Genomic DNA, 20,735 nt, shown 5'->3' with positions numbered 1-20,735 from the left:
TCCGTACGGAATCACACCATGGCAACCACCGACGGCCGGGCGACCGAGACCGGCCCGCGCCACAGCGTCGAACTCGCGGTCGCGGAGGCGATGCGCCTGCTCGGCAGCGTCTCCGTGGGCAGGATCGTCTTCACCCGGCACGCGCTGCCGACCGTCCGGCCCGTCAATCACGTCCTGGTCGACGGTGACATCGTGATCCGCACCCACGAGGGAGCGACCCTGACCGCGCACACGCGCGGCGCCGACAGCCAAGGGGTTGTCGTCGCCTACGAGGCAGACGCCATCGACCCCGACACCCACCTCGGCTGGAGCGTGGTGGTCACGGGATACGCCCGCCTGGTCACCGACCCGCGCGAGCTGGCCCGCTACCAGGCGCTGCTGCGCCCCTGGGTGCAGCACACGATGGACTACGCGGTCCGCATCCACCCGGACCTGGTCACGGGCATGCGCCTGACCGCAGCCCCCCGGTTCGGTTACGGCCATGGCAACGGCAACGGTTCCGCGCCGTAACCCCTCCGTACAAGCACGGCCGTCTTCGCCAAGAGGGTGCGGGAGGTCCCGGCAGCCCTCCCTGACGGCCCCGATCGGCAGGCCAAGGAGCTGATGGCCCATGGCGGCCTCGCTGGAATTCCCCGACCGTCCCGTCCGGCTGAACGCGGTACTCGGCGCGCCGCTGTCCCGGTGGCTGTGGCTGGTGAAGTGGATCCTGGTCGTCCCGCACTTCGTGGTGCTGTTCTTCCTCTGGATCACCTTCACCGCCGTAAGCGTGGTCGCGTTCTTCGCGATCCTGTTCACCGAGCGCTATCCACGCGCGCTGTTCGACTTCAACCTCGGTGTGCTGCGCTGGAGCTGGCGGGTCGCGTACTACTCGTACAGTGCGCTGGGCACGGACCGTTATCCGCCGTTCAGTCTGGGTGAGGAACCCGAGTACCCGACCCGGCTGGACATCGCTTACCCCGAGCGCCTGTCCCGCGGTCTGGTGCTGGTGAAGTGGTGGCTTCTGGCCATCCCCCATTACGTCGTCATCGGGTTCTTCCTCGGCGGCGTCCGGCTCGGCTGGTGGACGGGCGGACTCGTCGGCGTGCTGACGTTGATCGCCGCCGTGATCATGGCGTTCACGGAGAAGTACCCGAGGGATCTGTTCGACCTGATCCTCGGCCTCAACCGCTGGTGTCTGCGGGTGGTGGCATACGCCGCTCTGATGACGGACGTATACCCGCCGTTCCGTCTCGACATGGGAGGCACGGAACCCGCCGGCCGGGCGGAGTCGTAGACGACCGCGTTCTTTCGGAGCCGCCGTGTCGAAGGTCAGTCGTGCGGGACGACCGCGACGGGCGCTTCCGCGTGATGCAGGAGGGCGTGGGTCGTCGGCCCGATGTGCCTGCCGACCGGTGCGTGACGGGTGGGGCGGCCGACGACGACGAGCGCCGCGTCGCGTGATGCGTCGACCAGGTGGGGGCCCGCACCGCCGATCGTGGCCTGCTCGGTCACCGCGACCCCCGGGTACTTGCCCCGCCACGGCTGCAGCACGCCGGTCAGCTCGGCCCGCACCTGTGCGGCCAGCTCGGCGTTGAGCTCGGGGTCGAGGGCGCCGCCGTAGCCGTAGTAGTAGGGCGGCAGGCTCCAGCCGTGGACCACGCGCAGGTTCGCCGCCCGTCGCAAGGCGGCGTCGAACGCGAACTCGATCACGGAGTCGGCGGGGCTGTGCAGATCCAGGCCGAGCACGACATCGCGGTACGGCGTGGCCGTGGAGGCGGTCCCGGAGCTGTCCGGCACGTGCTCGTCCTCGGCGCGTTCACCGGTCCTCACCAGGACGACGGGCCGGTGGGTGCGGGAGACGACGGAGAGGGCGACCGAACCGACCAGGAACCCGGTGACGCCGCTCAGGCCGCGGGACCCGAGCACCAGCAGCTCGGCGTCGTCGGCGGCGGCCAGCAGCGCGGGTACGGGCTGATCGGCGATCCGGTCGATGGTGATGCTCAGACCCGGGTGACGCCCCGCGAGCCGGCTCTCGGCCTCGCGGGGCATCCGGTCGGCCCACTCACGCTGCGTGTCACTCCCTTCCGGCGGCAGGGTGACCCCGGCCAGCGGTGCATGGACATACGGCTGCCACTGCCAGGCGTGCATCAGGCGCAGGGGCAGGTCGCGGAGCAGGGCTTCGCGTGCGGCCCAGTCGGCGGCGGCAAGGCTCTCCGGGGATCCGTCGAGGCCGACGGTGACGGTGCGGGACATGGGGGATCCTCCTTCGCGGACGCACGTTCAGTCTTGAGGCGGCATGTGCGCGACAGCAGGGGCCGCTGGTCCCTCGTCGGGACCGATGGTCCCCGGGCAGGTCGTCTGTCCCGGTTCGCCGGCCCGGGTGTTTCAGAGCAGCCGGCGGTTCCGGCTGACGGGGCAGCTTCGCCCACGCCTTGCCCGCGCTCCACGTGGCACCGGCGCGTGGCCGGGTTCCCTCCGGGCCGGTCGGGCCAACCATGTCCTGCCTTCAACAGCGGCCGGGGACGATGACGACCGGGCGGTGGGAGCGATGCGGCAGGTTATCGTCGGGCACCGGGACCGCGGGCACCGCGGCCGGCAGTTCGGGGCTCAGGTGCCGAGAGGCCCAGGCGTGCAGAACACTCAGGCGGGCGCCGCGGCGTTCCGCCTCCGTGAACGCGTATGCGGCGGCGTCGGCGTTCCGGGACGGCGGTCATTCAGTCGTGAGGCGGCGTACGCCAGAACCGGTGCGGCCGCGTCGCGGTCGGTCACGGCATACACGACGTCCAGTACGGCGGCGCGTGACCGCGCCTCCTGAGCGGCCCGGTCGAGCGCCCGTACGGCGCCCTGTGAGCCGTCCATTCCGACGACCACGCGTGCAGTGGCCATGGCTGTTCCCTCCCCTGATATGTGACGCACAGCCGGGTGAAGCGTGTGTGGGTCAGAGCGCCCTGAGACCGTGCTCGCGGAACTGCTCGCGCACCCGCTCGGTCAGGCCGTGGTCCGGCACCGGGGTGTCGCGCAGCGGGAACGGGATCCCGAGGGCGTCGTACTTGTGGGCGCCGAGCTTGTGGAACGGCAGGACGTCCACGCGGTCGACGTTGCCGAGCCCGGCCACGAAGCCGGCCAGCCCGTCCACGGCTTCCGGGTCGTCGGTCCAGCCGGGAACGAGGACGTAGCGGATCCACACGGGGACGCCGAGACGGTCGAGGCGGGTGGCGAAACCGAGCGTGGGGGCGAGTTCGCTGCCGGTCAGCCTGCGGTAGGTGCCGATGTCGAAGGACTTGATGTCCAGCAGCACCAGGTCGGTGTCGGCGAGCAGTTCGTCAGTGGCGCGGGCGCCGAGGAGGCCGGAGGTGTCGAGGGCGGTGTGCAGGTCCGCCTGCTTGCAGCGGCGCAGCACCTCACCGAGGAAGGCGGCCTGGAGCAGCGGCTCCCCGCCCGTGAACGTGACCCCTCCCCCGGCGGTGGTCACGAAGGCCCGGTACTTCTCGATCTCGGCCATCACCTCGTCGGCGGTGGCCTCCTCGCCGTCGCGCATCCGCCACGTGTCCGGGTTGGCGCAGTACAGGCAGCGCAAGGGGCAGCCCTGCAGGAAGAGCACGAACCGGGTCCCGGGACCGTCCACGCCGGTGGACAGGTCCCAGGAGTGGATCCGGCCGGTCGTCATCCTCCTCACCGCGCTCACAGGGATCCGTGGAAGGTGCGGCTGATGACGTCGAGTTGCTGCTCGCGTGTCAGGCGGACGAAGTTGACGGCGTATCCGGACACCCGGACCGTCAGCTCCGGGTACTCCTCCGGGTGTTCCATGGCGTCTTCCAGCGTCGCCCGGTTCAGGACGTTGACGTTCATGTGGAAGCCGTCGGAGGCCACGTAGGCGTCGAGGATGCCGACCAGGTGATCCGCGCGCTCGGCCGGGTCGTGCCCCAGCCCCTCCGGAGTGATGGTCGTGGTCAGGGAGATGCCGTCACGTGCCTGCTCGTACGGCAGCTTGGCCACCGAGAGCGCCGAGGCGACCACACCGTGCCGGTCGCGGCCGTTCATCGGGTTGGCGCCGGGGGCGAAGGGCTGTCCGGCCCGGCGGCCGTCGGGAGTGTTCCCGGTGTGCCTGCCGTACACGACGTTGGAGGTGATCGTCAGCACCGACTGGGTGTGCTCGGCGTCGCGGTACGTGGGGTGGCGGCGCACCTTGGCCATGAAGGACGTCACCAGGTCGGTGGCGATGGCGTCGGCGCGGTCGTCGTTGTTGCCGTACGCCGGGTAGTCGCCCTCGGTCTCGTAGTCGACGGCGAGCCCGGTGTCGTCCCGGATGACCTTCACGCGCGCGTATTTGACCGCGGAGAGGCTGTCCACGGCGACCGACAGGCCGGCGATGCCGCACGCCATGAAGCGGTGCACGGGGTGGTCGTGCAGGGCCATCTCGATGCGTTCGTAGGCGTACTTGTCGTGCATGTAGTGGATCACGTCGAGCGTGTTGACGTAGGTGGCCGCGAGCCAGTCGAGCATGTGGTCGTAGGCCGCCCGCAGTTGCTCGTAGTCCAGGTACTCGCGGGTCAGCGCGGGCGCCTCGGGCGCGATCTGTTCGCCGGTCATCTCGTCCCGGCCGCCGTTGATCGCGTACAGCAGCGCCTTGGCCAGGTTGACGCGGGCGCCGAAGAACTGCATCTGCCTGCCCACCGCCATCGCCGAGACGCAGCAGGCGATCGCGGTGTCGTCTCCGGTGCGTGGGCGCATCAGCTCGTCGGACTCGTACTGGATGGCGCTGGTGTCGATGGAGACCTGCGCGCAGAACCGCTTGAAGCCTTCGGGCAGGCGTGGCGACCACAGCACGGTGAGGTTGGGTTCGGGGGCCGGGCCAAGGTTGTACAGGGTCTGCAGGAAGCGGAAGGACGTGCGGGTGACCAGGGGGCGGCCGTCGGTGCCGATGCCGCCGATGGACTCGGTCACCCAGGTGGGGTCGCCGGAGAAGAGCGCGTCGTACTCGGGGGTGCGCAGGAACCGTACGATGCGCAGCTTGATGACGAAGTCGTCGATCAGCTCCTGGGCGCGGACCTCGTCGATGACGCCCTCGTCGAGGTCCCGCTGCAGGTACACGTCCAGGAACGTGGAGGTGCGGCCCAGGGACATCGCCGCACCGTTCTGCTCCTTCACCGCCGCCAGGAACCCGAGGTGGAGCCACTGCACGGCCTCGTGGGCGGTGGCGGCGGGGCGGGTGACGTCGCAGCCGTATGAGGCGGCCATCTCGGTCAGTTCCGCGAGCGCGCGGAGCTGTTCGGCCAGTTCCTCACGGTCGCGGATGACGTCCGGCGTGGAAGGCGGTGCGTCCAGCAGAGCCCGCTCGGCGCGCTTGGCCTCGATCAGCCGGTCGGTGCCGTACAGGGCGACGCGCCGGTAGTCGCCGATGATCCGGCCGCGGCCGTAGGCGTCGGGCAGCCCGGTGATGATGCCGGCCTTGCGGGCGGCGAGCATTTCGGGGGTGTAGGCGTCGAAGACGCCGTCGTTGTGGGTCTTGCGGTACCTGCCGAAGACCCTGGTGACGAAGGGGTCGGGCGCGTAGCCGTACGCCTTCAGGCCGTTCTCGACCATGCGCAGACCGCCGTTCGGCATGATCGCCCGCTTCAGCGGGGCGTCGGTCTGCAGGCCCACGATCAGTTCGCGGTCCCGGTCGATGTAGCCGGGTGCGTGCGAGGTGATAGTCGAGGGGGTGGCGGCGTCCACGGCGAGGATGCCGCGCCGCCGCTCCTCGGGGAACAGGGCGCTGACCTTGTCCCACACTGTGCGGGTGCGCCCGGTCGGGCCGGTCAGGAAGCCGGAGTCGCCCTCGTAAGGCGTGTAGTTGGCCTGGATGAAGTCGCGTACGTCGATCACGTCACGCCAGCGTTCACCCGTGAAGCCGCGCCACGCGGACGCGGATGTCTGCGCTTCGCCCACTTCGTGCCGCGCCACCGTCGTCATCGTTGCCTCCGCCTGCGCCGAACGACGCGTCCGCGATCTCGCCCGGACGCCTTCGCTTTCGATGCTCGTCCTCGGCGTCGGCCATGGGCAGGGCCGTCGGGAGTCCGACAGCTCGCCGTACGGCCCCGGCCAAGGGACCATTGGTCCCGCGGCCGCAGTGCGGACTGGGCCGGAAGGCCGTTTCCGGGGGCCCACTGGACCCAGGTACCTCATCTCGCCCGGAACCTAGCGTTCTCAGCCATGGAGAAGGACCAGAACGCACGACAGCGGCGGGCGGCCGACGCACAGAGCTGGCCGCTCGCGGCCCGCAGACTGCTGACGCACCGCGAGGTGTCGGCCGACGGCCGCGCGGTCTTCGGCGCGAACGACGGCAAGTGGGAGGGCTTCTACCGGGACCGCTGGGCCCACGACAAGGTCGTGCGCTCCACGCACGGCGTCAACTGCACCGGTTCCTGCTCGTGGATGGTGTATGTCAAGGACGGCATCATCACCTGGGAGCACCAGGCCACCGACTACCCGTCGATCGGCACGGACTGCCCCGAGTACGAGCCGCGCGGCTGCCCGCGCGAAGCGTCCTTCTCCTGGTACACGTACTCGCCCAGCCGGGTTCGCCACCCGTATGTGCGCGGCGCGCTGCTGAAGCTGTGGCGCGAGGCGCGGCGCAGGCTGGGCGACCCGGTGGCGGCCTGGGCCGAGATCACCGGCGACCCGGCCAAGGCGCGGTCGTACAAGCGGGCCCGGGGCAAGGGCGGTCTGGTGCGCGCCGACTGGGACGAGGTCAGCGAGCTGATGGCCGCCGCCCACGTCCACACCATCGAGAAGTACGGACCTGACCGCGTCGCCGGATTCTCGCCGATTCCGGCGAGGACGCCGCCGCGCTCAGCGCGATGGAGAACCGCTGCCCGGTCGATGCCTCCGGCTGCTCCGGCGGCGAGCGGTCGGACCGCCGCGTGATGCTCGGCCTCCCCACCCTGCGCCGCAACTCCACAGGAGACCCCGCATGAGCCCGCTGCCCTCCACCGTGCCGGCCATCGTCCGTACCCGGGTCCGCGCCGCCGTGCGCCGCCGGACCGTTTCGGACCCGGTGGAAGCCGAACGCCGCAGCCTGCTGCTGCGGTTGATGTCCCTGATGCTGCAGTATCCCGACCCGGAACTCGCCGCCGCCCGGCCCGGCGTGGCCGCTGCGGTCAGGGCCCTCCCCGCGTCGCGTGCGGCCACCGAACTGGCCGCCTTCACCGACTGGTTCACGGCCCAGGACCCCGACACGCTCGCCCGCCACTACGTCGAGATGTTCGACCTGCGCCGCAAGAGCAGCCTCTATCTCACCTACTACCTGCACGGCGACACCCGCCGTCGTGGCATGGCCCTGCTCGCACTTGCCCAGCGCTACCGGGCCGCCGGGTGGGACACGGACGGCGGCGAACTGCCCGACCACCTCCCGGTCGCGCTGGAGTTCGCGGCCCTGTCCGGGGCGGGCGCGGGCGAGGCCCCCTTGCGTCAGCACCGGCGCGGTCTCCAGCTGATCCACCGGGCGCTGACCGACGCGGACTCGCCCTACCGGCATGTCCTGGCCGCGCTGCTCACCCTGCTGCCGCCGCCGACCGCAGCGGACCTGGAAGCGGTCGCGGAACTGGACGCGCAGGGACCGCCGAGCGAGGACGTCGGCCTCGACCCGTACGGCGCCGGGGAGTTCGCTCCGCCGGGCACCTTCGTCCCGCCCGCACCGGCTCCGCCGACCCGCACGACACACGAGGAGGACAGTCGATGAACGTATCCGGCAGCGACCTCCTCCTGTGGGTCGCGTTCCCCTACATCTGCCTCGCGGTGTTCGCCGTCGGCCACGTCTGGCGCTACCGGCACGACCAGTTCGGCTGGACGAGCCACACCAGCCAGCTCCTCGAACACCGCTGGCTGCGTTTGGGCAGCCCGCTGTTCCACCTCGGCGCCTTCATGGTGATCGCCGGGCACGTGGCCGGCCTCGCCGTGCCCGCCTCGTGGACGGACTCGGTCGGCATCAGCGAGCACGCGTACCACACCACCGCCGTGTGGGCGGGCTCGGTGGCGGGCGTCGTCATGGTCGTCGGCCTGGGCATGCTGTGCGCCCGTCGTCTGCTCACCCGCCGGATCCGCCTCGGCACCGACCGCAGCGACAAACTCCTCTTCCCGCTGCTGTCCGCAACCGTCCTGCTCGGCATCGCCGCCACCGCCGCCCACAACGTCTTCGGCAGTGGCTACGACTACCGCAGCACGGTCTCCGTCTGGTTCCGCGGCCTGTTCACCCTCCAGGCCCGTCCGGAGGCGATCGCCGACGCCCCGCTGCTGTTCCAACTGCACGCGCTGAGCGCCTGTCTGCTCTTCGCGGCCTGGCCGTTCACCCGTCTCGTCCATGTGCGGAGCGTGCCGATCGGGTACCTGGTACGGCCCTACCTGGTCTACCGGCGGCGGGCGGTCACACCCGCACGGGTGCCGGCCGAGGCGCGAGCGCGCCGCGTCGCATGATCACGCGATCTCCAGGACGTCCCGGACGGAGCGGCGAGGGGTGACCGGGCCCTGTGGGCCGTAGCCCAGGCGCAGCACCATCTGTACGTGGCCCATGCCGCTGACGGGATCGCGGGTCAGCTCGCGCAGGTCGGAGCTCTCCAGTGAGTGGGAACTCAGGGAGGTGGCCAGGTCGGCCAGGGTCGCTTCGAGCAGGACGCGTTCCAGGGCCTGGCCCGCGCACAGCCAGTCGGCCGGCCGGTCCGTGCGCGTGCCCAGGAGCGCCAGGTGCGGCGTGTGCTCGAAGGCGGTTGTGCCGCGGTCGGCCACCTGCCGTCGTCCGGCGAAGTCCCGCCAGGCCGCCTTTCCCTCGCTCGGACGCGGCCCGAAGGCGTACTCGGGAACGCCGTCGACAGCGGTGTCCGCCTCGGGTCCGAGACGGGTCCAGCGCTCCAACTCCTCCCGGCCCGCGGGTTCCAGACTGTCGCGGCTCTCCGCGTCGCGCACCAGCTTCAGCATGAAGTCCGCGTGCCAGGGCTCGGCGAACATGAGCTCCGCGCCCTCGTCGGCCGCCGCTTCGCGCAACGCCTGCCGCACCGGCTCGGGTACGTCCCTGTCGGAATAGGGGTTGCGGCTGGTGTGCCGACGCCTGATCGCCGGATGCAGCCGGGCCAGGTCGCGCTCCCGTTCTGTGCGGGCAGGCTTCGGCGCCAGACCGACGACGGCCAGCAGCCGCGGATCCGCGGGGTCGGGCAGTACCCGGACCTCAGCGGCGAGTCCCGCATGGGCGGCGGCCACGCGAAGGTTGAAAAGGGCCGCACCGCAGCCGATGTGCAGGGCCCGGTCCCGGGGGTCCGTGCGGGGCATCGCACGCGTCGGGTCGGCCCGCACGTGCAACAGGTGCTCGCCGGTCAGGTAGTGGAAGGACCAGGGCTGCGCGTTGTGCATGGAGGGAGCCCTGATCGCGTCACCGACCAGGGCGGTCACGTCCTGGGGACCAGGCGGGTGGGACTGCCGCTCGGACATCACAGCCTCCTCCGTTACGGAAGGCCACGTGCACTCCTGTCATTAACCACGGTGCACCACATCGGGGCCGAGCGTCACCCCCGACCGGCAGCCGGACACGGCCCCATCGGCCGGTCCAGTGGGGCCTGATGGCCCACCTCGCAGCGGCGTGTTGTGCCAGACGCCGGCCCAGGGCCCGCCGCGCTCGCGAGCACGGACGCGGCCCGATCCCGGCCAAAGGCGTGGTCCGGGCCACCGCATTCGGGGAGGGGCAGACGGAATGCTGCAAAAGGCGAGAGAGCGGGGCACCGGGACGGTGCCGGGGCGGGCGTGGCTGATGCTGACCCTGGCCACCATCGGCTTCGCCCTCAACTTCTGGGCGTGGGCGTTGCTCAGCCCGCTGGGCCCACGGTTCAAGGACGGTCTGGGGCTGTCCTCGTTCGAACAGTCACTGCTGGTGGCGGTGCCGGTGGTGGTCGGCTCGCTGGGCCGGATCCCGGTCGGTGCGCTGACCGACCGGTTCGGCGGGCGGGTGATGTTCCCGATCGTGTCCGCCGCCACCATCGTGCCGGTGCTGTACCTGGGCCTGGCCGGTCACTCCTCGCTGACCGCGCTTTTGGTCGGCGGGTTCTTCCTCTGGGTCGGCGGCACCGCTTTCGCCGTCGGCGTGCCGCTGGTCAGCGCGTGGTTCCCGCCCGAGCGGCGTGGGCTGGCGATCGGGATCTTCGGCGCCGGCATGGGCGGCACCGCCATCAGTGCGCTGACGACCGTGAAGCTGGTGGAGGCGTACAGCATGGCGGTCCCGTTCCTGATCACCGCCGGTGCGCTGGCCGGGTACGCCGTGGTGGCCGCGCTGCTGCTGCGCGACGCTCCCGGCCGTACCGTGCCCGCCGAGCCGCCAAGCCGCCAAGCCGCTGAGCCGCCGAGCCGCCGCCTGGCCGACACCTGCCGCCTCGCCGTCACCTGGCAGGCCTCAGCGCTGTACGCGGTGGCGTCGGCGGTTACGTGGCGTTCTCGGTGTACCTCCCGACGTACTTGAAGACCGGCTACGGCCTCACTCAGGCCGACGCCGCGAACCGGATGGCCGGGTTCGTGCTGCTGGCGGTGGCGATGCGCCCGTTCGGCGGCTGGCTGTCGGACCGGATCGGCCCGGTGCGGGTGCTCGGCGGATCCCTGGCCGTGGTGCTCACCGGAGCCTTGGTGCAGTCGCTCACCCCGTCCCTGACCCCGGTCGGAACCCTGGCGTTCCTGTCGCTGGCCGCCGCGCTCGGCGCGGGCAGTGGCGCGGTCTTCGCCCTGGTGGCCCTGCTGGCCCCGGCGAACAAGGTCGGCTCGGTGACCGGCATCGTCGGTGCCGCGGGCGGTCTGGGCGGGTTCCTGCCGCCGCTGGTCATGGGGACGCTGTACGGCACGTACGGGTCGTACGTGGTCGGCCTGGCCTTGCTGGGCATGGTCGCGGCGGCCGCGCTGGCCTTCACCGGCACGGGCGTGCGCCGAGCGGTCTCCCGCCGAGCCGGGGTCGCCCAGCCTCAGCCGCACTGACCGGCCGAGGAGCCTCACCGACCGGCCGAGGAACAGGTGCGAGTACAGCGGCCCGGTGGCATTCTGCCCTCGCGCGTCCGCTCGGCGGAGAGCCCTCCTGCCGGGCGGACGGCTGTCCGGAACGGCCGCGGAGCGGTGCCGACCACGCCTCAGGCCGGAAGATCCACCCCCTTGATCGTGCGCCCGCCCACGAGTTCACGTCCGGTGACCAGCTCCGGCTCGATGCGCACGAAGACCTCCACCGGGGAGGCGACCCACGAGCGCGGCCCCGTCCGGGCCAGCCGGCCGAACTCGGCGGGGTCGGTCACCACCGTCGCCCGGCCGGTGACCACCACGCTCCAGCCGGCGTGCGCGACGGCATCCACCTCGTCGGCCTCGAAGGCGACCACCACCCCGTCGATCGCCCGGGCCAGTTCCGAGTCCGCCGCAGTGCGCAGAACGACGGCGGTGTCCGTGTCCAGGCAGAAGTTGACCGGCAGAACCGCGGGCAGGGCCTGACGCGTGTGCACGATGCGCCCGACGGACGCCGTGGCCAGCAGGCGGAGGCACTCCTGTCGGCAGAGTTCGCGGAAGCCGTCGTTGGCATACATGAGGCGATCCCACTTTCACGCAGTGCAGCTGTACGTCCCATGCTCGGCGGCAGCGACGGCAGTGGGGAGAGTCCACCGGTCCCGCGCCGCCGGAGAGTGGCCCCTCCCGCGGGAGGGGGTGCGTGATGTGGGCGGACCCGGGCGGGCGGTCGGCGGCCGTCGTCGGGACGGGCAGGGCCGAGCGGGCCGGTTTCTGTAATCAGGCCGGTCGGCCCATGCGGGGCGGGCCGCCGTGGCGGACCGTGGAGGGTGAGGAAGTACGTCGAAGGAGGCGGGACCCATGCGGCATCGCACCGTAGGAGAGCTGATGACCACGGACGTCGTGAGTGTGCGACGGGACGAGGCCTTCACGGACATCGCCAAGCTGCTCGCGGAGCACGGGATCACCGCGGTTCCGGTGGTGGACGACGGCGGCCGGCCCGTGGGCGTGGTGTCGGAGGCCGATCTGCTCCGCAAGGAGGCGGGCCGACTCGACGCCGCCGGGTTGCTGCCCGCCCTGCACCCGCAGCCCGACGCACGCGACAAGTCGGAGGCGACCACGGCGCAGGGCCTGATGACCAGCCCGGCCGTCACCGCCCGCCCGGAGTGGACGGTGGTCGAGGCGGCCCGCGCCATGGAGCAGGGCGGGGTCAAGCGGCTGCCCGTGGTGGACGGCGCCGGGCAGTTGATCGGCGTGATCAGCCGGGCCGATCTGCTGCGGGTGTTCCTGCGCGGGGACCGTGCCATCCGCGAGGAGATCACCGGGGACGTTCTCATCCGGACGCTGGGAATCCCACCAGGTGACGTGACCGTGCACGTCGTCGACAGCCGGGTCACCCTGCGCGGCACCGTCGAGCGCGGCAGCACCGTTCCCGTGGCCGTGCGGCTGTGCCGCGCCGTCGACGGAGTGGTCTCGGTCGCCGAGGAGTTGGAGTACCGGGTCGACGACATCGGCAGCCCGGCTTCGGACACCGAGGTGCCACGCCGTGACCAGCTGGCCCCCTGAGCGACGACCACCCCTGCCGCTTCACCGGGACCCCCGGGCTGTCAATGGGGCCGACCGGCCCTTCCGCGCGCCCCGGTACCGGGACTTTTCTGGCCTCATGAACGAGATCCGGCTCCGGTCCGCCCCCGATCTGCGGGAACACGTCGTCGACGGTACGACGGTCGTGGAACTGGGCGGCGAGATCGACATCCTCACCGCACCCCGCATCTCGGCGCATCTCGACGCGCTCACCGCCGGACGGCAGCCGCAGCTGGTGCTGGACCTGCGCCCCGTCACCTTCATCGACTGCAGCGGCCTCGCAGCCCTGTGCCGGACCCGCAGCCGCGTGCTCGGCCGGTGCGGGCGACTGCGCCTGGTGATCAACAGCCCGCGGGTTCTGTGGATCCTGAACCACACGGGCCTCGGCAACTCCTTCGACGTGTCGCCGCACCTGCCTGCGGACCTGTCCGGGGCGCCGGGCGCCGAGGACACCCCGGTGGCCGGGAAACACCGCACGGCGCCGGTGTAAGGGGCCGTGCGGCCCGCGCCCTATCGATCCGGCCCGCCGGGGTCGAACACCTGGTCCACAGCCCGTCGAGGAGTCACAACGCCTTCCGGGCCGTAACCCAGCCTGACCAGTATCTGGACGTGCCCTGCGACGCTCGCCGACCCGTTCAGGGTCGGCCTCAGGTCCGGCCATTCCACGGCCTGGTGCAGCAGTGACGCGCGTACGTCGTGAACCGTGGCGACCAGCAGGACGTGCTCCAGCGCCTGTCCTGCCCGCATCCAGTCGGCTCGGCGGTCGTGCTGGGTGCCGAGTACCGCGACGACCGGCTCCGGCTCGAACGGCTGGGAGGGGAGACGCTCGGGATGACGTTCGGCGGTGAAGTCCCGCAGCGGGACTCGTTCACGGGCGTCCTGCGGCCCGAGCGTGGCCTGAGGCAGCCCGACGCCGGCCCGGCCGTCGGCATCGTGGCGGATCCACCGGCGACTCTCGTCACGGCGGTCGGGGTCGTTGCGGTTGCGGCGCTCGGCCTCGGCGGTCAGCCGCAGCAGCCGTGTCGTGTCCTCGGCCGTGGGGAAGGTGAGCCGCGCTCCCTCCATGTGGGCGGCCTCGATCAGTTCGGAGCGCACCTGCGACGGCAGCGGCCTCCCGGAGAAGGGGAGCCGACTGCTGTGCCTGCGTCGGATCGCGGCGTACAGGTCGGTGCGGTGGCCGGTGGCGGAGCGGGCCGCGGGGGCGGCCAGGCGGACGGTGGCGAGCAGTTCGGGGTTCTCCGGCAGGGGCAGCAGGCGGGTGACCGGACACCAACCGAAATGGGCCACCGCGACACGGAGGTTGAGCACGGCCGCGCCTACCGACATGTGCAGGGCACGACCCGTGGGGTCCACGTGGCGCAGGCCCCGCTCGGGCGCCGCGCGGACCTGGAGCGTGACGGTCTCGGGGTCCAGCCGGTAGTGCCACGGCTGCGTGTTGAAGATCGAGGGCGCGGCGACCGCGGCTGAGATACAGGCTTCCAGGGTGGAGGCGTCGATCGTCGTCGACTGCATGGTGGTCTCCTCCTCCGCAGCGACTCGGGGCGGGTGGTGCTGTCCTGACGAGCCTGCGGCACCGGGCGTGCCGCCGTGAGGGGCTGATGGTCCCCGGCCGGCCGCCGGACGGACTGGAGTCGGCCGCCCTGCGCCCGCGGGCGTGCCGGCAGCAGGGGCCGAACGGCCCCCGCCGCTCGACAAGATGGCCCCGTACGACCCCACGGTGCCCCCTGTTCGGCCCCTGCCGCGGCGCCGTTCCGGATGGCACCTTCCTGTCCGAGACGACGAGGAGGTGCAGTCCGATGCGCGAAGAGCAGCGAACGAAGCCCGCGAAGCGTCTGCTGTGGCGGTGGCGGAGCAACTCGCTGCGGCGTCACGACGACATCGTCGAGGCATGGACGGTGCTGGCCGTGTGGACGGTGATCGCGCTGGGCGGCACGCTCGTCGGCGTGCTGACCGCCGAGGCCGCCGACGACTCCTTCGCACAGCAGCGCGGCGAACGCCATGCCGTCCGGGGCGTGCTCGTCGAGAGCACGACGGACACCGGGCTCGCCGGCAAAGGGACCATGACCGACCGCGTCCGGGCGAAGGTCCGCTGGACGGCGTCGGACGGCTCCGCACGCTCGGGCCGGACTCTGGTGAACACCGGGCAGACAGCCGGATCGAAGGTCACGGTCTGGCTGGACGACAGGGGACAGCTGACGCGGGAGCCGCAGACCGCCGGCGAGGCCGCGCTGGAGGCGGCCGTGCTGGGCACCGGTGCCGCCGCAGCGTTCGGCTGCCTGACGTACGGCGCCGGACGCGTCGTGCGGTGGCGGCTCGACCAGCGGAGGTACGACCAGTGGGGCAGGGAATGGGAGCAGACCGGCCCCCAGTGGCGCCGCAAGACCACGTGATTCGCCGCCGGACCGCGGGAGCCGGGGCCGGTTGGCCGAGCAGAGGGCCGATCGGCCCTGGCGGCTGCTGTCACGGTCGGCGGAAGCTCGAAGAAGCGGGGGAACCAGAGGAATACGCCCCAGCATTCGGGAGAGCGTGATGACTGGAATGATCGAACGGTGGCCGGGCTGGCCACCGTTGCCGGACCTGTTCGGCTGGATCGAGAGCGGTGTCCCGGGCCTGCACCAGACACCCGGGGTGCATGGCATCCGCGTCGAGGAGCACCTCACGGACGGCAAGTACGTCCTGCGCGCCGAACTCCCGGGCATCGACCCGGCCAAGGACGTCGAGATCACCGTGACGGAGGGGGTGCTGACGCTGCGGGCGGAGCGCTCCGCGGAGAAGACCGAGAAGCATCACACGGAATTCCGCTACGGCACCTTCGCCCGTGCCGTCCGGCTGCCGGCCGGGGCCCGCGGCGAGGACGCGACCGCGCAGTACAAGGACGGTGTACTGACCATCACAGTCCCGGTTCCCGAGACGAAGAGCGGTACCCGGACCATCCCGGTGCGGCACGACTGAACTCCCCCTCGGCCGGGACCGCGTGCGGTACGTCGACGGAGGCTGCCCGGTGCGCCGGGACGGGGCGCAGGCCCTGGCCCTCTACTCATGGGGGACGACGGCCAAGGGGCAGCCGCCGTGATGGATGGCCGCGTGGGTGACGGGGCCGGTGCGGGGGCCCGCCGGGCGTTCGGTCGTCCGGCGGCCGACCACGAGGAGACTCGCCCCGGTGGCGGCGCGGACCAGCACGGACTGGGCGCGTCCCGCGGTCACGGTCTCGGCGACCTCGACCTCGGGGTACTTGTCCCGCCACTCGTTCAGGACGGCGGTGAGGAAGCCGAGCCACTCGTCGGCCTGTTCCGGGCCGCTCACCAGGCCGATGTCGCCGGGGCCGAGCCCCAGCGGGGACGGTGTCTGCCAGGCGTGCACGGCGTGCAGACGCGCGCCGCGCATCCGGGCCGCCTCGAAGGCGAACTCGATCACCTCGTCACAGGGGTCGCCGAGGTCGATGCCCAGGACCACGTCCCGGTAGCCGGTTCGGGTGGACGGGCTGCCGTCATCGGCCGGAAGGTGTTCGTCCGACGCCTCTTCGCCCGCCCGGACGAGGACGACCGGCCGGGTGGCGCGCGCCACCACGCCCAGGGCGACCGAACCGACCAGGAACCCGCTGAAGCCGCTCAGTCCGCGCGAGCCGAGGACGAGTAGGTCGGCGTGTTCGGCGGCGTGGAGGAGGGCGGCGGTGGCCGGTCCCTCGATCTGCCGGTCGTCGAGTTTGACGCCGGGGCAGGTACGACGGACGCGGTCCTCGGCCTGGCGCAGTGCGCGCCGGGCCAGATACCGCTGGGCTGCCGTCACAGGCTCGCCGGTTCCCTGGCGGGGGTGCCAGTTCCAGGCATGCACCAGACGCAGCGGCCGGTCCCGGCGTTCCGCCTCGCGGGCGGCCCACTCGGCAGCGGCGAGACTCTCGGTGGATCCGTCGACTCCGGCGATGACGGGCACAAGCATGGCGCCGCACCTCCTGTGGTCGGTGTGTTCCTCGATGCCAGCGTCCCGGCGTGCCATGCCGGCGGACATGGGCCGCCAGGGCTGCGATCCGGCCCGTTCGGCCCCGTGCGCGCGGGCGGTGGCGCGGCGACGCTGGGCCTGCCCGGGCATCAGGTCCACCCGGGCGGAAGGCGGCCCATCATGGAGCGAGAGATCATCGCCGGTGTCGACCGGTCGGCACGCAGCCGTTCCGCGGCCGACTGGGCCGCGCGCGAGGCGCTGTTGCGTGGGATGCCCCTGCGGGTGGTGCATGTGTCGCCGCCGGAGGGTCCGGATCCGGCCGAGCGGTGGCCGTACCGCCCCGAGACGGTGGCGGAGCACGTGGTCGCCGAACTCACCGACCGGCATCCGGCGTTGCGGGCTCAGGGTGTGCACCTCACCGGGGCTCCGGTGGCGGCCCTGCGCGCCATGGCCGAGGACGCGGAGCTGCTGGTGCTCGGTCTGCGCGGCGAGGACAGTCACCCGAGGATCCCCGTGGGCTCCACCGCCACGGCCCTGGTCCGGGCGTGCGAGCGGCCGGTGGTGCTGGTCCCCGGCACTCTCGCCGGCGGGGGACCGCAGGGCCGCGCCGACGCCGTGACCCTCGGGATCGACGCCCGCAGCCCGGCGGGCGGTGCGATCGGCCTCGCCATCGAGGCAGCGGGGCTGCGTGGCGCACGACTGCACGCCGTGCATGCCTGGACTCTGCCCGCGCAGGCGGCGCGGCGGCCCTTCCCCGTCCTGGAGGAGGATCGCGCCACGTGGGAGGACGACGAGGTGCAGCGGTTGTCGGACGCGTTGCGGCCGTGGCGCGGCAAGTATCCGGAGGTCGACATCCTGGAGGACGTCGTCCTGCTCGCCCCGGAGGTGGCGCTCGCCCACGCCGCCGGGAACTCGGGCCTGGTGGTGGCGGGTCGTCGCTCGGGCCGTACGGCACTCGCGCTGCTCCCGCACACCAGGTGCCCGGTCGCAGTCGTGCCGGTGTAGCGTGCGACGGCTCACCGGCGCGGAGCCGACGGGGGCGGATCACTGCCGGGGATGTCCGGCCCTGTGGGTGGGGCCGTTCGGCCCATGCGGCAGGCGACGGCAAGAGCCCACCGTGAGGGCATGAACATCCGCGGTCGGATCGCCGTCATCGGCGTGGGGAACGAGTTCCGGCGCGACGACGGCGTGGGCTGGGCCGTGCTCGCCCGCCTGCGCGAGCGGGCCGTGGACCGGCCGTTGCCACCGGACACCGACCTCGCGGCCTGCGACGGCGACCCCGGCCGGCTGATCGGCCTGTGGGCGGGCGCCCGGCTCGCGGTGGTCGTGGATGCGGCCCATGCCCACCCGGGCACCCCCGGCCGCGTGCACCGCCTGGCACTCGACGCCGGAGTCCTCGCGCAACCTTCGGCCACCAGCTCCCACGGGCTGGGCCTCGGCGAGGCCGTCGAGCTGGCACGCGTGCTGGGTCTGCTGCCCGGGCATCTCGTCGTGTACGCCGTCGAGGGCGCCGAGAGCGAGCTGGGCACCGGCCTCTCCCCCGCCGTCGCGGAGGCCGTGGAGCCGGTCGTGAGGGCCGTCGAGGAGGAGATCGCCCGCCACGAGGACACGACGGTCGGGAGGCCGGCATGACCGTACGGCGCTTCCACGTCGAGGGCATCGTGCAAGGCGTCGGCTTCCGGCCCTTCGTCTACCGCACCGCGGCCGAGCTCGGACTGGGCGGCTGGGTGGCCAACGTCAACGGTCACGTGGAGGGCGAGGTCGCCGGACCGACCCGCGCGATCGAGGAGTTCGCGGCCCGGCTGCGCACCGGCGCACCGGCCCTCGCCCGGGTGCGCCGCGTCCGGCTGACCGGCGGCGCGCGCCAATCGCCGTACGCCACCGGCTTCCAGGTGCGGCACAGCGCCCCCGGCGACTCGGACGCGGCACCTCGCGAGATCCCGCCGGACGCGGCGATCTGCGACGCCTGTCTGAGCGAACTGCGCGACCCGCGCGACCGCCGCTACCGCTATCCGTTCATCAACTGCACCGACTGCGGCCCACGCGCCACGATCATCGAAAGCCTGCCGTACGACCGGGTCCGCACGACCATGCGCCGCTTCCCGCTGTGTGCCGCGTGCGCGGCCGAGTACACCGACCCAGGAGACCGGCGCTTCCACGCGGAACCCGTCGCCTGCCCGGTCTGCGGGCCACAGCCGGCCTGGGCGGAACTGCGCGGTGAGGAGGCGCTGCGGGCGGCGGTACGGACGGTCGACGAGGGCGGAATCGTCGCGCTGAAGGGGCTGGGCGGCTATCAACTCGTGTGCGACGCGGGCGCTTCGGCGGCCGTGGCGGAGCTGCGGCGCCGCAAGCGCCGTCCGGTGAAACCGTTCGCCGTGATGGCGCCCGATGTCGAGACGGCGGCGCGGCTGGCGCAGATCGGTGCCGGGGAGCGTCGGGCCCTGACCTCTCCGGAGCGCCCTGTCGTGCTGCTCGGCCGGCGCCGGTGGCGTGGGCGAGCGGCTCCGCTTGCTCCCGAAGTCCACCCCGGCCTGAACCGGGTCGGGCTGTTTCTCCCCACCACCGGCCTGCACCATCTCCTCCTCGACGGGCTGGCCCGGCCGCTCGTGGTCACCAGCGGCAACCTCAGCGACGAGCCGATCGCCATCGGCGACGAGGAGGCCCGGGACGCCCTGGCCGCGGTGGCGGACGGCTTGCTGACCCACAACCGGCCCATCCGGTCCCGGTACGACGACTCCGTCGTGCAGTTCACCGGACGGACCCGGATCACCGTCCGCCGGGCACGCGGGCTCGCTCCCGCCCCGCTGCCGCTGCCCGTGCGGCAGCCGGTCGCCGGGGCCGGAGCCCAGCTGAAACACACGTTCACCCTGGCTGCCGACGGCCGGGCCCACATCGGGCCGCACACCGGGGATCTGGCCGATCTGGCGACGTACGAGGCGTTCACGGCGTCGTACGAGCACCTCAAGGAACTCACGGGCATCGAGCCGGTGGTCCTCGCCCATGACCTGCACCCCGGCTATCTCTCCACGCAGTGGGCCGAGGCTCAGCCGCTGCGTCGCGTCCCGGTGCAGCACCACCACGCGCACGTGGCCGCCTGCGCGGCCGAGCACGGGGTGCGGGGCCGGTTCCTCGGGGTCGCCTACGACGGGCTGGGTCTGGGCGACGACGGCACGCTGTGGGGCGGCGAGATCCTCGTCGCCGACCGATGCGGCTACCGCCGCGTGGGCAGGTTCGCCACCGCGCCCCTGCCCGGCGGCGACGCGGCGGTACGCCATCCCTCCCGCACCGCCCTGGGCCATCTGCTGGGCGGCGAGGCGCTGGGCTCCCCGCGCCCGTATCCCTGGCTCACCCAGCCCTTCACCGACCGGCTCGACCCGGCAGAGGTCGACGTGGTGCGCGCCATGATCGCGCGGGACGTCAACTGCCCGCGGGCGTCGAGCGCCGGACGGCTCTTCGACTCGGCGGCGGCGCTGCTCGGCCTCGCCGACCAGGTGAGTTACGAAGGTGAGGCAGCCGTCCTGCTCGAAGCGACGGCCGGGGACGAGCATGCCGTACCTCTCGCCCATCGGGTGGTAAGGGCGCAGGGTCTGTGGGTGTACGACCCGACGCCGACCCTGGCCGACCTGCTGCGGCGGCAGCTGGAGGGGGAGCCGGTGGCCCGGCTGGCGGCGGCCTTCCATCTGACGCTCGCGATCGTCACCGCCGAACTCGTCGGGCGCGTCGTGGCCGAAGGTGCACCGCGCACGGTGTGTCTGGGCGGTGGCTGCTTCGTCAACCGGCGGCTGCTGACCGAGGTGAGGCGCCGGCTGCACGCGCAGGGGCTGCGGGTGCTGGTCGGGGGTCAGGTCCCCGTCGGGGACGGCGGCATCAGCTACGGCCAGGCGGCGGTCGCGGCCGCACGGCTGGCCGGGAAGGGGTGAACGCGATGTGCCTGGGCATCCCCGGCCGGGTCCTGGAGATCCACGACGACGCCGGTCTGCGCATGGGGACCGTCGACTTCGGCGGCATTCGTCGCGAGGTGTGCCTGAGCTGCACGCCCGAGGCGGGTGTCGGGGCGTATGTCGTCGTGCACGTCGGGTTCGCGATCACGCAGGTGGACGAGAGCGAGGCACAGCGGACCCTCGCGGTGCTGCGGGCGATGGCGGGGGCGGTCGAAGGCGAGTTGGGAGAGCCGTTGCCGTAGCGCTCCGCCGGGTTGGGCCGACCGACCTGGATGGGTGGCCTGCGTGGGTCGTTCACTGCCGGTCGTA

20 protein-coding genes and 2 pseudogenes are annotated in these 20,735 nt (G+C 72.5%); 14 read left to right on the top strand and 8 right to left on the bottom strand.

Annotation, left to right across the window (positions count from 1 at the left end; all coding sequences use genetic code 11):
- Window positions 1–18 precede the first annotated feature (18 nt).
- Complete coding sequence (locus tag POF73_RS00390) at window positions 19–510, top strand: pyridoxamine 5'-phosphate oxidase family protein (RefSeq protein WP_272112304.1); 492 nt, start codon at window positions 19–21, stop codon at window positions 508–510.
- Window positions 511–610: 100 nt separating this feature from the next.
- Entirely contained in the window at window positions 611–1,273 is a 663-nt protein-coding gene (locus tag POF73_RS00385) for a DUF4389 domain-containing protein (RefSeq protein WP_272112303.1), read from the top strand.
- 35 nt (window positions 1,274–1,308) lie between these two features.
- On the opposite strand, the gene POF73_RS00380 is transcribed toward POF73_RS00385, so the two are convergent.
- The 4 genes from POF73_RS00380 to pflB all read right to left on the bottom strand — a co-directional run bounded on the left by POF73_RS00380 (window position 1,309) and on the right by pflB (window position 5,931).
- On the bottom strand, window positions 1,309–2,232 hold the full coding sequence (locus tag POF73_RS00380; protein ID WP_272112302.1) for a universal stress protein: 924 nt from the start codon (window positions 2,230–2,232) through the stop codon (window positions 1,309–1,311).
- Between the two features lie 387 nt (window positions 2,233–2,619).
- A complete protein-coding gene (locus tag POF73_RS00375) occupies window positions 2,620–2,865 on the bottom strand; it encodes a universal stress protein (RefSeq protein WP_334313568.1) in 246 nt (81 codons plus the stop codon).
- 52 nt (window positions 2,866–2,917) lie between these two features.
- Window positions 2,918–3,646, bottom strand: a complete 729-nt coding sequence (pflA, locus tag POF73_RS00370) for a pyruvate formate-lyase-activating protein (RefSeq protein WP_272112301.1) — start codon at window positions 3,644–3,646, stop codon at window positions 2,918–2,920.
- Between the two features lie 14 nt (window positions 3,647–3,660).
- Complete coding sequence (gene pflB / locus POF73_RS00365) at window positions 3,661–5,931, bottom strand: formate C-acetyltransferase (RefSeq protein WP_272112300.1); 2,271 nt, start codon at window positions 5,929–5,931, stop codon at window positions 3,661–3,663.
- A 240-nt stretch (window positions 5,932–6,171) separates the two neighbouring features.
- Here pflB and POF73_RS00360 point away from each other — a divergent pair.
- The 3 genes and pseudogenes from POF73_RS00360 to narI all read left to right on the top strand — a co-directional run.
- Window positions 6,172–6,795, top strand: a pseudogene (locus tag POF73_RS00360) (molybdopterin-dependent oxidoreductase); the annotation flags it as partial.
- A gap of 136 nt (window positions 6,796–6,931) precedes the next feature.
- A complete protein-coding gene (narJ, locus tag POF73_RS00355; protein WP_272112299.1) occupies window positions 6,932–7,699 on the top strand; it encodes a nitrate reductase molybdenum cofactor assembly chaperone in 768 nt (255 codons plus the stop codon).
- Window positions 7,696–8,430 carry a respiratory nitrate reductase subunit gamma gene (gene narI / locus POF73_RS00350; RefSeq protein WP_272112298.1) on the top strand — a complete coding sequence of 245 codons (735 nt, stop codon included), beginning with the start codon at window positions 7,696–7,698 and terminating at the stop codon, window positions 8,428–8,430. Before narJ ends, narI begins: the two co-directional genes overlap by 4 nt.
- Here the strand turns inward: narI and POF73_RS00345 are convergent, their stop codons facing one another.
- The gene (locus POF73_RS00345; RefSeq protein WP_272112297.1) at window positions 8,431–9,435 is read right to left on the bottom strand and encodes an Acg family FMN-binding oxidoreductase; all 1,005 of its coding nucleotides are present in this window, start codon (window positions 9,433–9,435) and stop codon (window positions 8,431–8,433) included. It abuts the gene before it with no gap.
- Between the two features lie 259 nt (window positions 9,436–9,694).
- On the opposite strand from POF73_RS00345, the pseudogene POF73_RS00340 reads away from it, so the two are divergent.
- Window positions 9,695–10,956: pseudogene (locus POF73_RS00340) on the top strand (nitrate/nitrite transporter).
- Window positions 10,957–11,105: 149 nt separating this feature from the next.
- Here the strand turns inward: POF73_RS00340 and POF73_RS00335 are convergent.
- Window positions 11,106–11,546 carry a pyridoxamine 5'-phosphate oxidase family protein gene (locus POF73_RS00335; protein ID WP_272112296.1) on the bottom strand — a complete coding sequence of 147 codons (441 nt, stop codon included), beginning with the start codon at window positions 11,544–11,546 and terminating at the stop codon, window positions 11,106–11,108.
- A 280-nt stretch (window positions 11,547–11,826) separates the two neighbouring features.
- Between POF73_RS00335 and POF73_RS00330 the strand changes: the two genes are divergently transcribed.
- Both POF73_RS00330 and POF73_RS00325 read left to right on the top strand, forming a co-directional pair.
- Complete coding sequence (locus POF73_RS00330) at window positions 11,827–12,531, top strand: CBS domain-containing protein (RefSeq protein WP_272112295.1); 705 nt, start codon at window positions 11,827–11,829, stop codon at window positions 12,529–12,531.
- A gap of 97 nt (window positions 12,532–12,628) precedes the next feature.
- Window positions 12,629–13,039 (top strand): STAS domain-containing protein, encoded by a 411-nt coding sequence (locus tag POF73_RS00325; RefSeq protein WP_272112294.1) that lies wholly within the window; start codon window positions 12,629–12,631, stop codon window positions 13,037–13,039.
- 20 nt (window positions 13,040–13,059) lie between these two features.
- On the opposite strand, the gene POF73_RS00320 is transcribed toward POF73_RS00325, so the two are convergent.
- On the bottom strand, window positions 13,060–14,061 hold the full coding sequence (locus POF73_RS00320) for an Acg family FMN-binding oxidoreductase (RefSeq protein ID WP_272112293.1): 1,002 nt from the start codon (window positions 14,059–14,061) through the stop codon (window positions 13,060–13,062).
- Window positions 14,062–14,345: 284 nt separating this feature from the next.
- Between POF73_RS00320 and POF73_RS00315 the strand changes: the two genes are divergently transcribed.
- Both POF73_RS00315 and POF73_RS00310 read left to right on the top strand, forming a co-directional pair.
- Window positions 14,346–14,939: an Rv1733c family protein gene (locus POF73_RS00315; protein ID WP_272112292.1), complete on the top strand. Its 594-nt coding sequence runs from the start codon at window positions 14,346–14,348 to the stop codon at window positions 14,937–14,939.
- 139 nt (window positions 14,940–15,078) lie between these two features.
- Entirely contained in the window at window positions 15,079–15,501 is a 423-nt protein-coding gene (locus tag POF73_RS00310; RefSeq protein ID WP_272112291.1) for an Hsp20/alpha crystallin family protein, read from the top strand.
- A gap of 81 nt (window positions 15,502–15,582) precedes the next feature.
- Here the strand turns inward: POF73_RS00310 and POF73_RS00305 are convergent, their stop codons facing one another.
- Window positions 15,583–16,485 (bottom strand): universal stress protein, encoded by a 903-nt coding sequence (locus tag POF73_RS00305; RefSeq protein WP_272112290.1) that lies wholly within the window; start codon window positions 16,483–16,485, stop codon window positions 15,583–15,585.
- 180 nt (window positions 16,486–16,665) lie between these two features.
- On the opposite strand from POF73_RS00305, the gene POF73_RS00300 reads away from it, so the two are divergent.
- The 4 genes from POF73_RS00300 (at window position 16,666) to POF73_RS00285 (ending at window position 20,668) form a co-directional block, all read left to right on the top strand.
- Window positions 16,666–17,490, top strand: coding sequence for a universal stress protein (locus POF73_RS00300; RefSeq protein ID WP_272112289.1), 825 nt, complete (start codon window positions 16,666–16,668; stop codon window positions 17,488–17,490).
- 120 nt (window positions 17,491–17,610) lie between these two features.
- On the top strand, window positions 17,611–18,117 hold the full coding sequence (locus tag POF73_RS00295) for a hydrogenase maturation protease (RefSeq protein WP_272112288.1): 507 nt from the start codon (window positions 17,611–17,613) through the stop codon (window positions 18,115–18,117).
- The gene (gene hypF / locus POF73_RS00290) at window positions 18,114–20,405 is read left to right on the top strand and encodes a carbamoyltransferase HypF (RefSeq protein WP_272112287.1); all 2,292 of its coding nucleotides are present in this window, start codon (window positions 18,114–18,116) and stop codon (window positions 20,403–20,405) included. The genes POF73_RS00295 and hypF overlap by 4 nt, the downstream gene beginning before the upstream one ends.
- Before the next feature lie 5 nt (window positions 20,406–20,410).
- A complete protein-coding gene (locus POF73_RS00285) occupies window positions 20,411–20,668 on the top strand; it encodes a HypC/HybG/HupF family hydrogenase formation chaperone (RefSeq protein ID WP_272112286.1) in 258 nt (85 codons plus the stop codon).
- Window positions 20,669–20,735: the final 67 nt, after the last annotated feature.

The sequence above is a fragment of the Streptomyces sp. HD genome (assembly GCF_028369295.1).
Lineage (GTDB): Bacteria > Actinomycetota > Actinomycetes > Streptomycetales > Streptomycetaceae > Streptomyces.
This window is presented reverse-complemented; position numbering and strand designations above follow the sequence as displayed.

Coding starts and splice junctions, on each gene's coding strand:
- pflA (WP_272112301.1), bottom strand. CDS start 3,646: ATGACGACCGGCCGGATCCACTCCTGGGACCTGTCCACCGGCGTGGAC.
- POF73_RS00380 (WP_272112302.1), bottom strand. CDS start 2,232: ATGTCCCGCACCGTCACCGTCGGCCTCGACGGATCCCCGGAGAGCCTT.
- narI (WP_272112298.1), top strand. CDS start 7,696: ATGAACGTATCCGGCAGCGACCTCCTCCTGTGGGTCGCGTTCCCCTAC.
- POF73_RS00300 (WP_272112289.1), top strand. CDS start 16,666: ATGGAGCGAGAGATCATCGCCGGTGTCGACCGGTCGGCACGCAGCCGT.
- POF73_RS00330 (WP_272112295.1), top strand. CDS start 11,827: ATGCGGCATCGCACCGTAGGAGAGCTGATGACCACGGACGTCGTGAGT.
- POF73_RS00315 (WP_272112292.1), top strand. CDS start 14,346: ATGCGCGAAGAGCAGCGAACGAAGCCCGCGAAGCGTCTGCTGTGGCGG.
- POF73_RS00345 (WP_272112297.1), bottom strand. CDS start 9,435: ATGTCCGAGCGGCAGTCCCACCCGCCTGGTCCCCAGGACGTGACCGCC.
- narJ (WP_272112299.1), top strand. CDS start 6,932: ATGAGCCCGCTGCCCTCCACCGTGCCGGCCATCGTCCGTACCCGGGTC.
- POF73_RS00285 (WP_272112286.1), top strand. CDS start 20,411: ATGTGCCTGGGCATCCCCGGCCGGGTCCTGGAGATCCACGACGACGCC.
- POF73_RS00325 (WP_272112294.1), top strand. CDS start 12,629: ATGAACGAGATCCGGCTCCGGTCCGCCCCCGATCTGCGGGAACACGTC.
- POF73_RS00305 (WP_272112290.1), bottom strand. CDS start 16,485: ATGCTTGTGCCCGTCATCGCCGGAGTCGACGGATCCACCGAGAGTCTC.
- pflB (WP_272112300.1), bottom strand. CDS start 5,931: ATGACGACGGTGGCGCGGCACGAAGTGGGCGAAGCGCAGACATCCGCG.
- POF73_RS00375 (WP_334313568.1), bottom strand. CDS start 2,865: ATGGCCACTGCACGCGTGGTCGTCGGAATGGACGGCTCACAGGGCGCC.
- POF73_RS00320 (WP_272112293.1), bottom strand. CDS start 14,061: ATGCAGTCGACGACGATCGACGCCTCCACCCTGGAAGCCTGTATCTCA.
- POF73_RS00335 (WP_272112296.1), bottom strand. CDS start 11,546: ATGTATGCCAACGACGGCTTCCGCGAACTCTGCCGACAGGAGTGCCTC.
- POF73_RS00310 (WP_272112291.1), top strand. CDS start 15,079: ATGACTGGAATGATCGAACGGTGGCCGGGCTGGCCACCGTTGCCGGAC.
- hypF (WP_272112287.1), top strand. CDS start 18,114: ATGACCGTACGGCGCTTCCACGTCGAGGGCATCGTGCAAGGCGTCGGC.
- POF73_RS00385 (WP_272112303.1), top strand. CDS start 611: ATGGCGGCCTCGCTGGAATTCCCCGACCGTCCCGTCCGGCTGAACGCG.
- POF73_RS00295 (WP_272112288.1), top strand. CDS start 17,611: ATGAACATCCGCGGTCGGATCGCCGTCATCGGCGTGGGGAACGAGTTC.
- POF73_RS00390 (WP_272112304.1), top strand. CDS start 19: ATGGCAACCACCGACGGCCGGGCGACCGAGACCGGCCCGCGCCACAGC.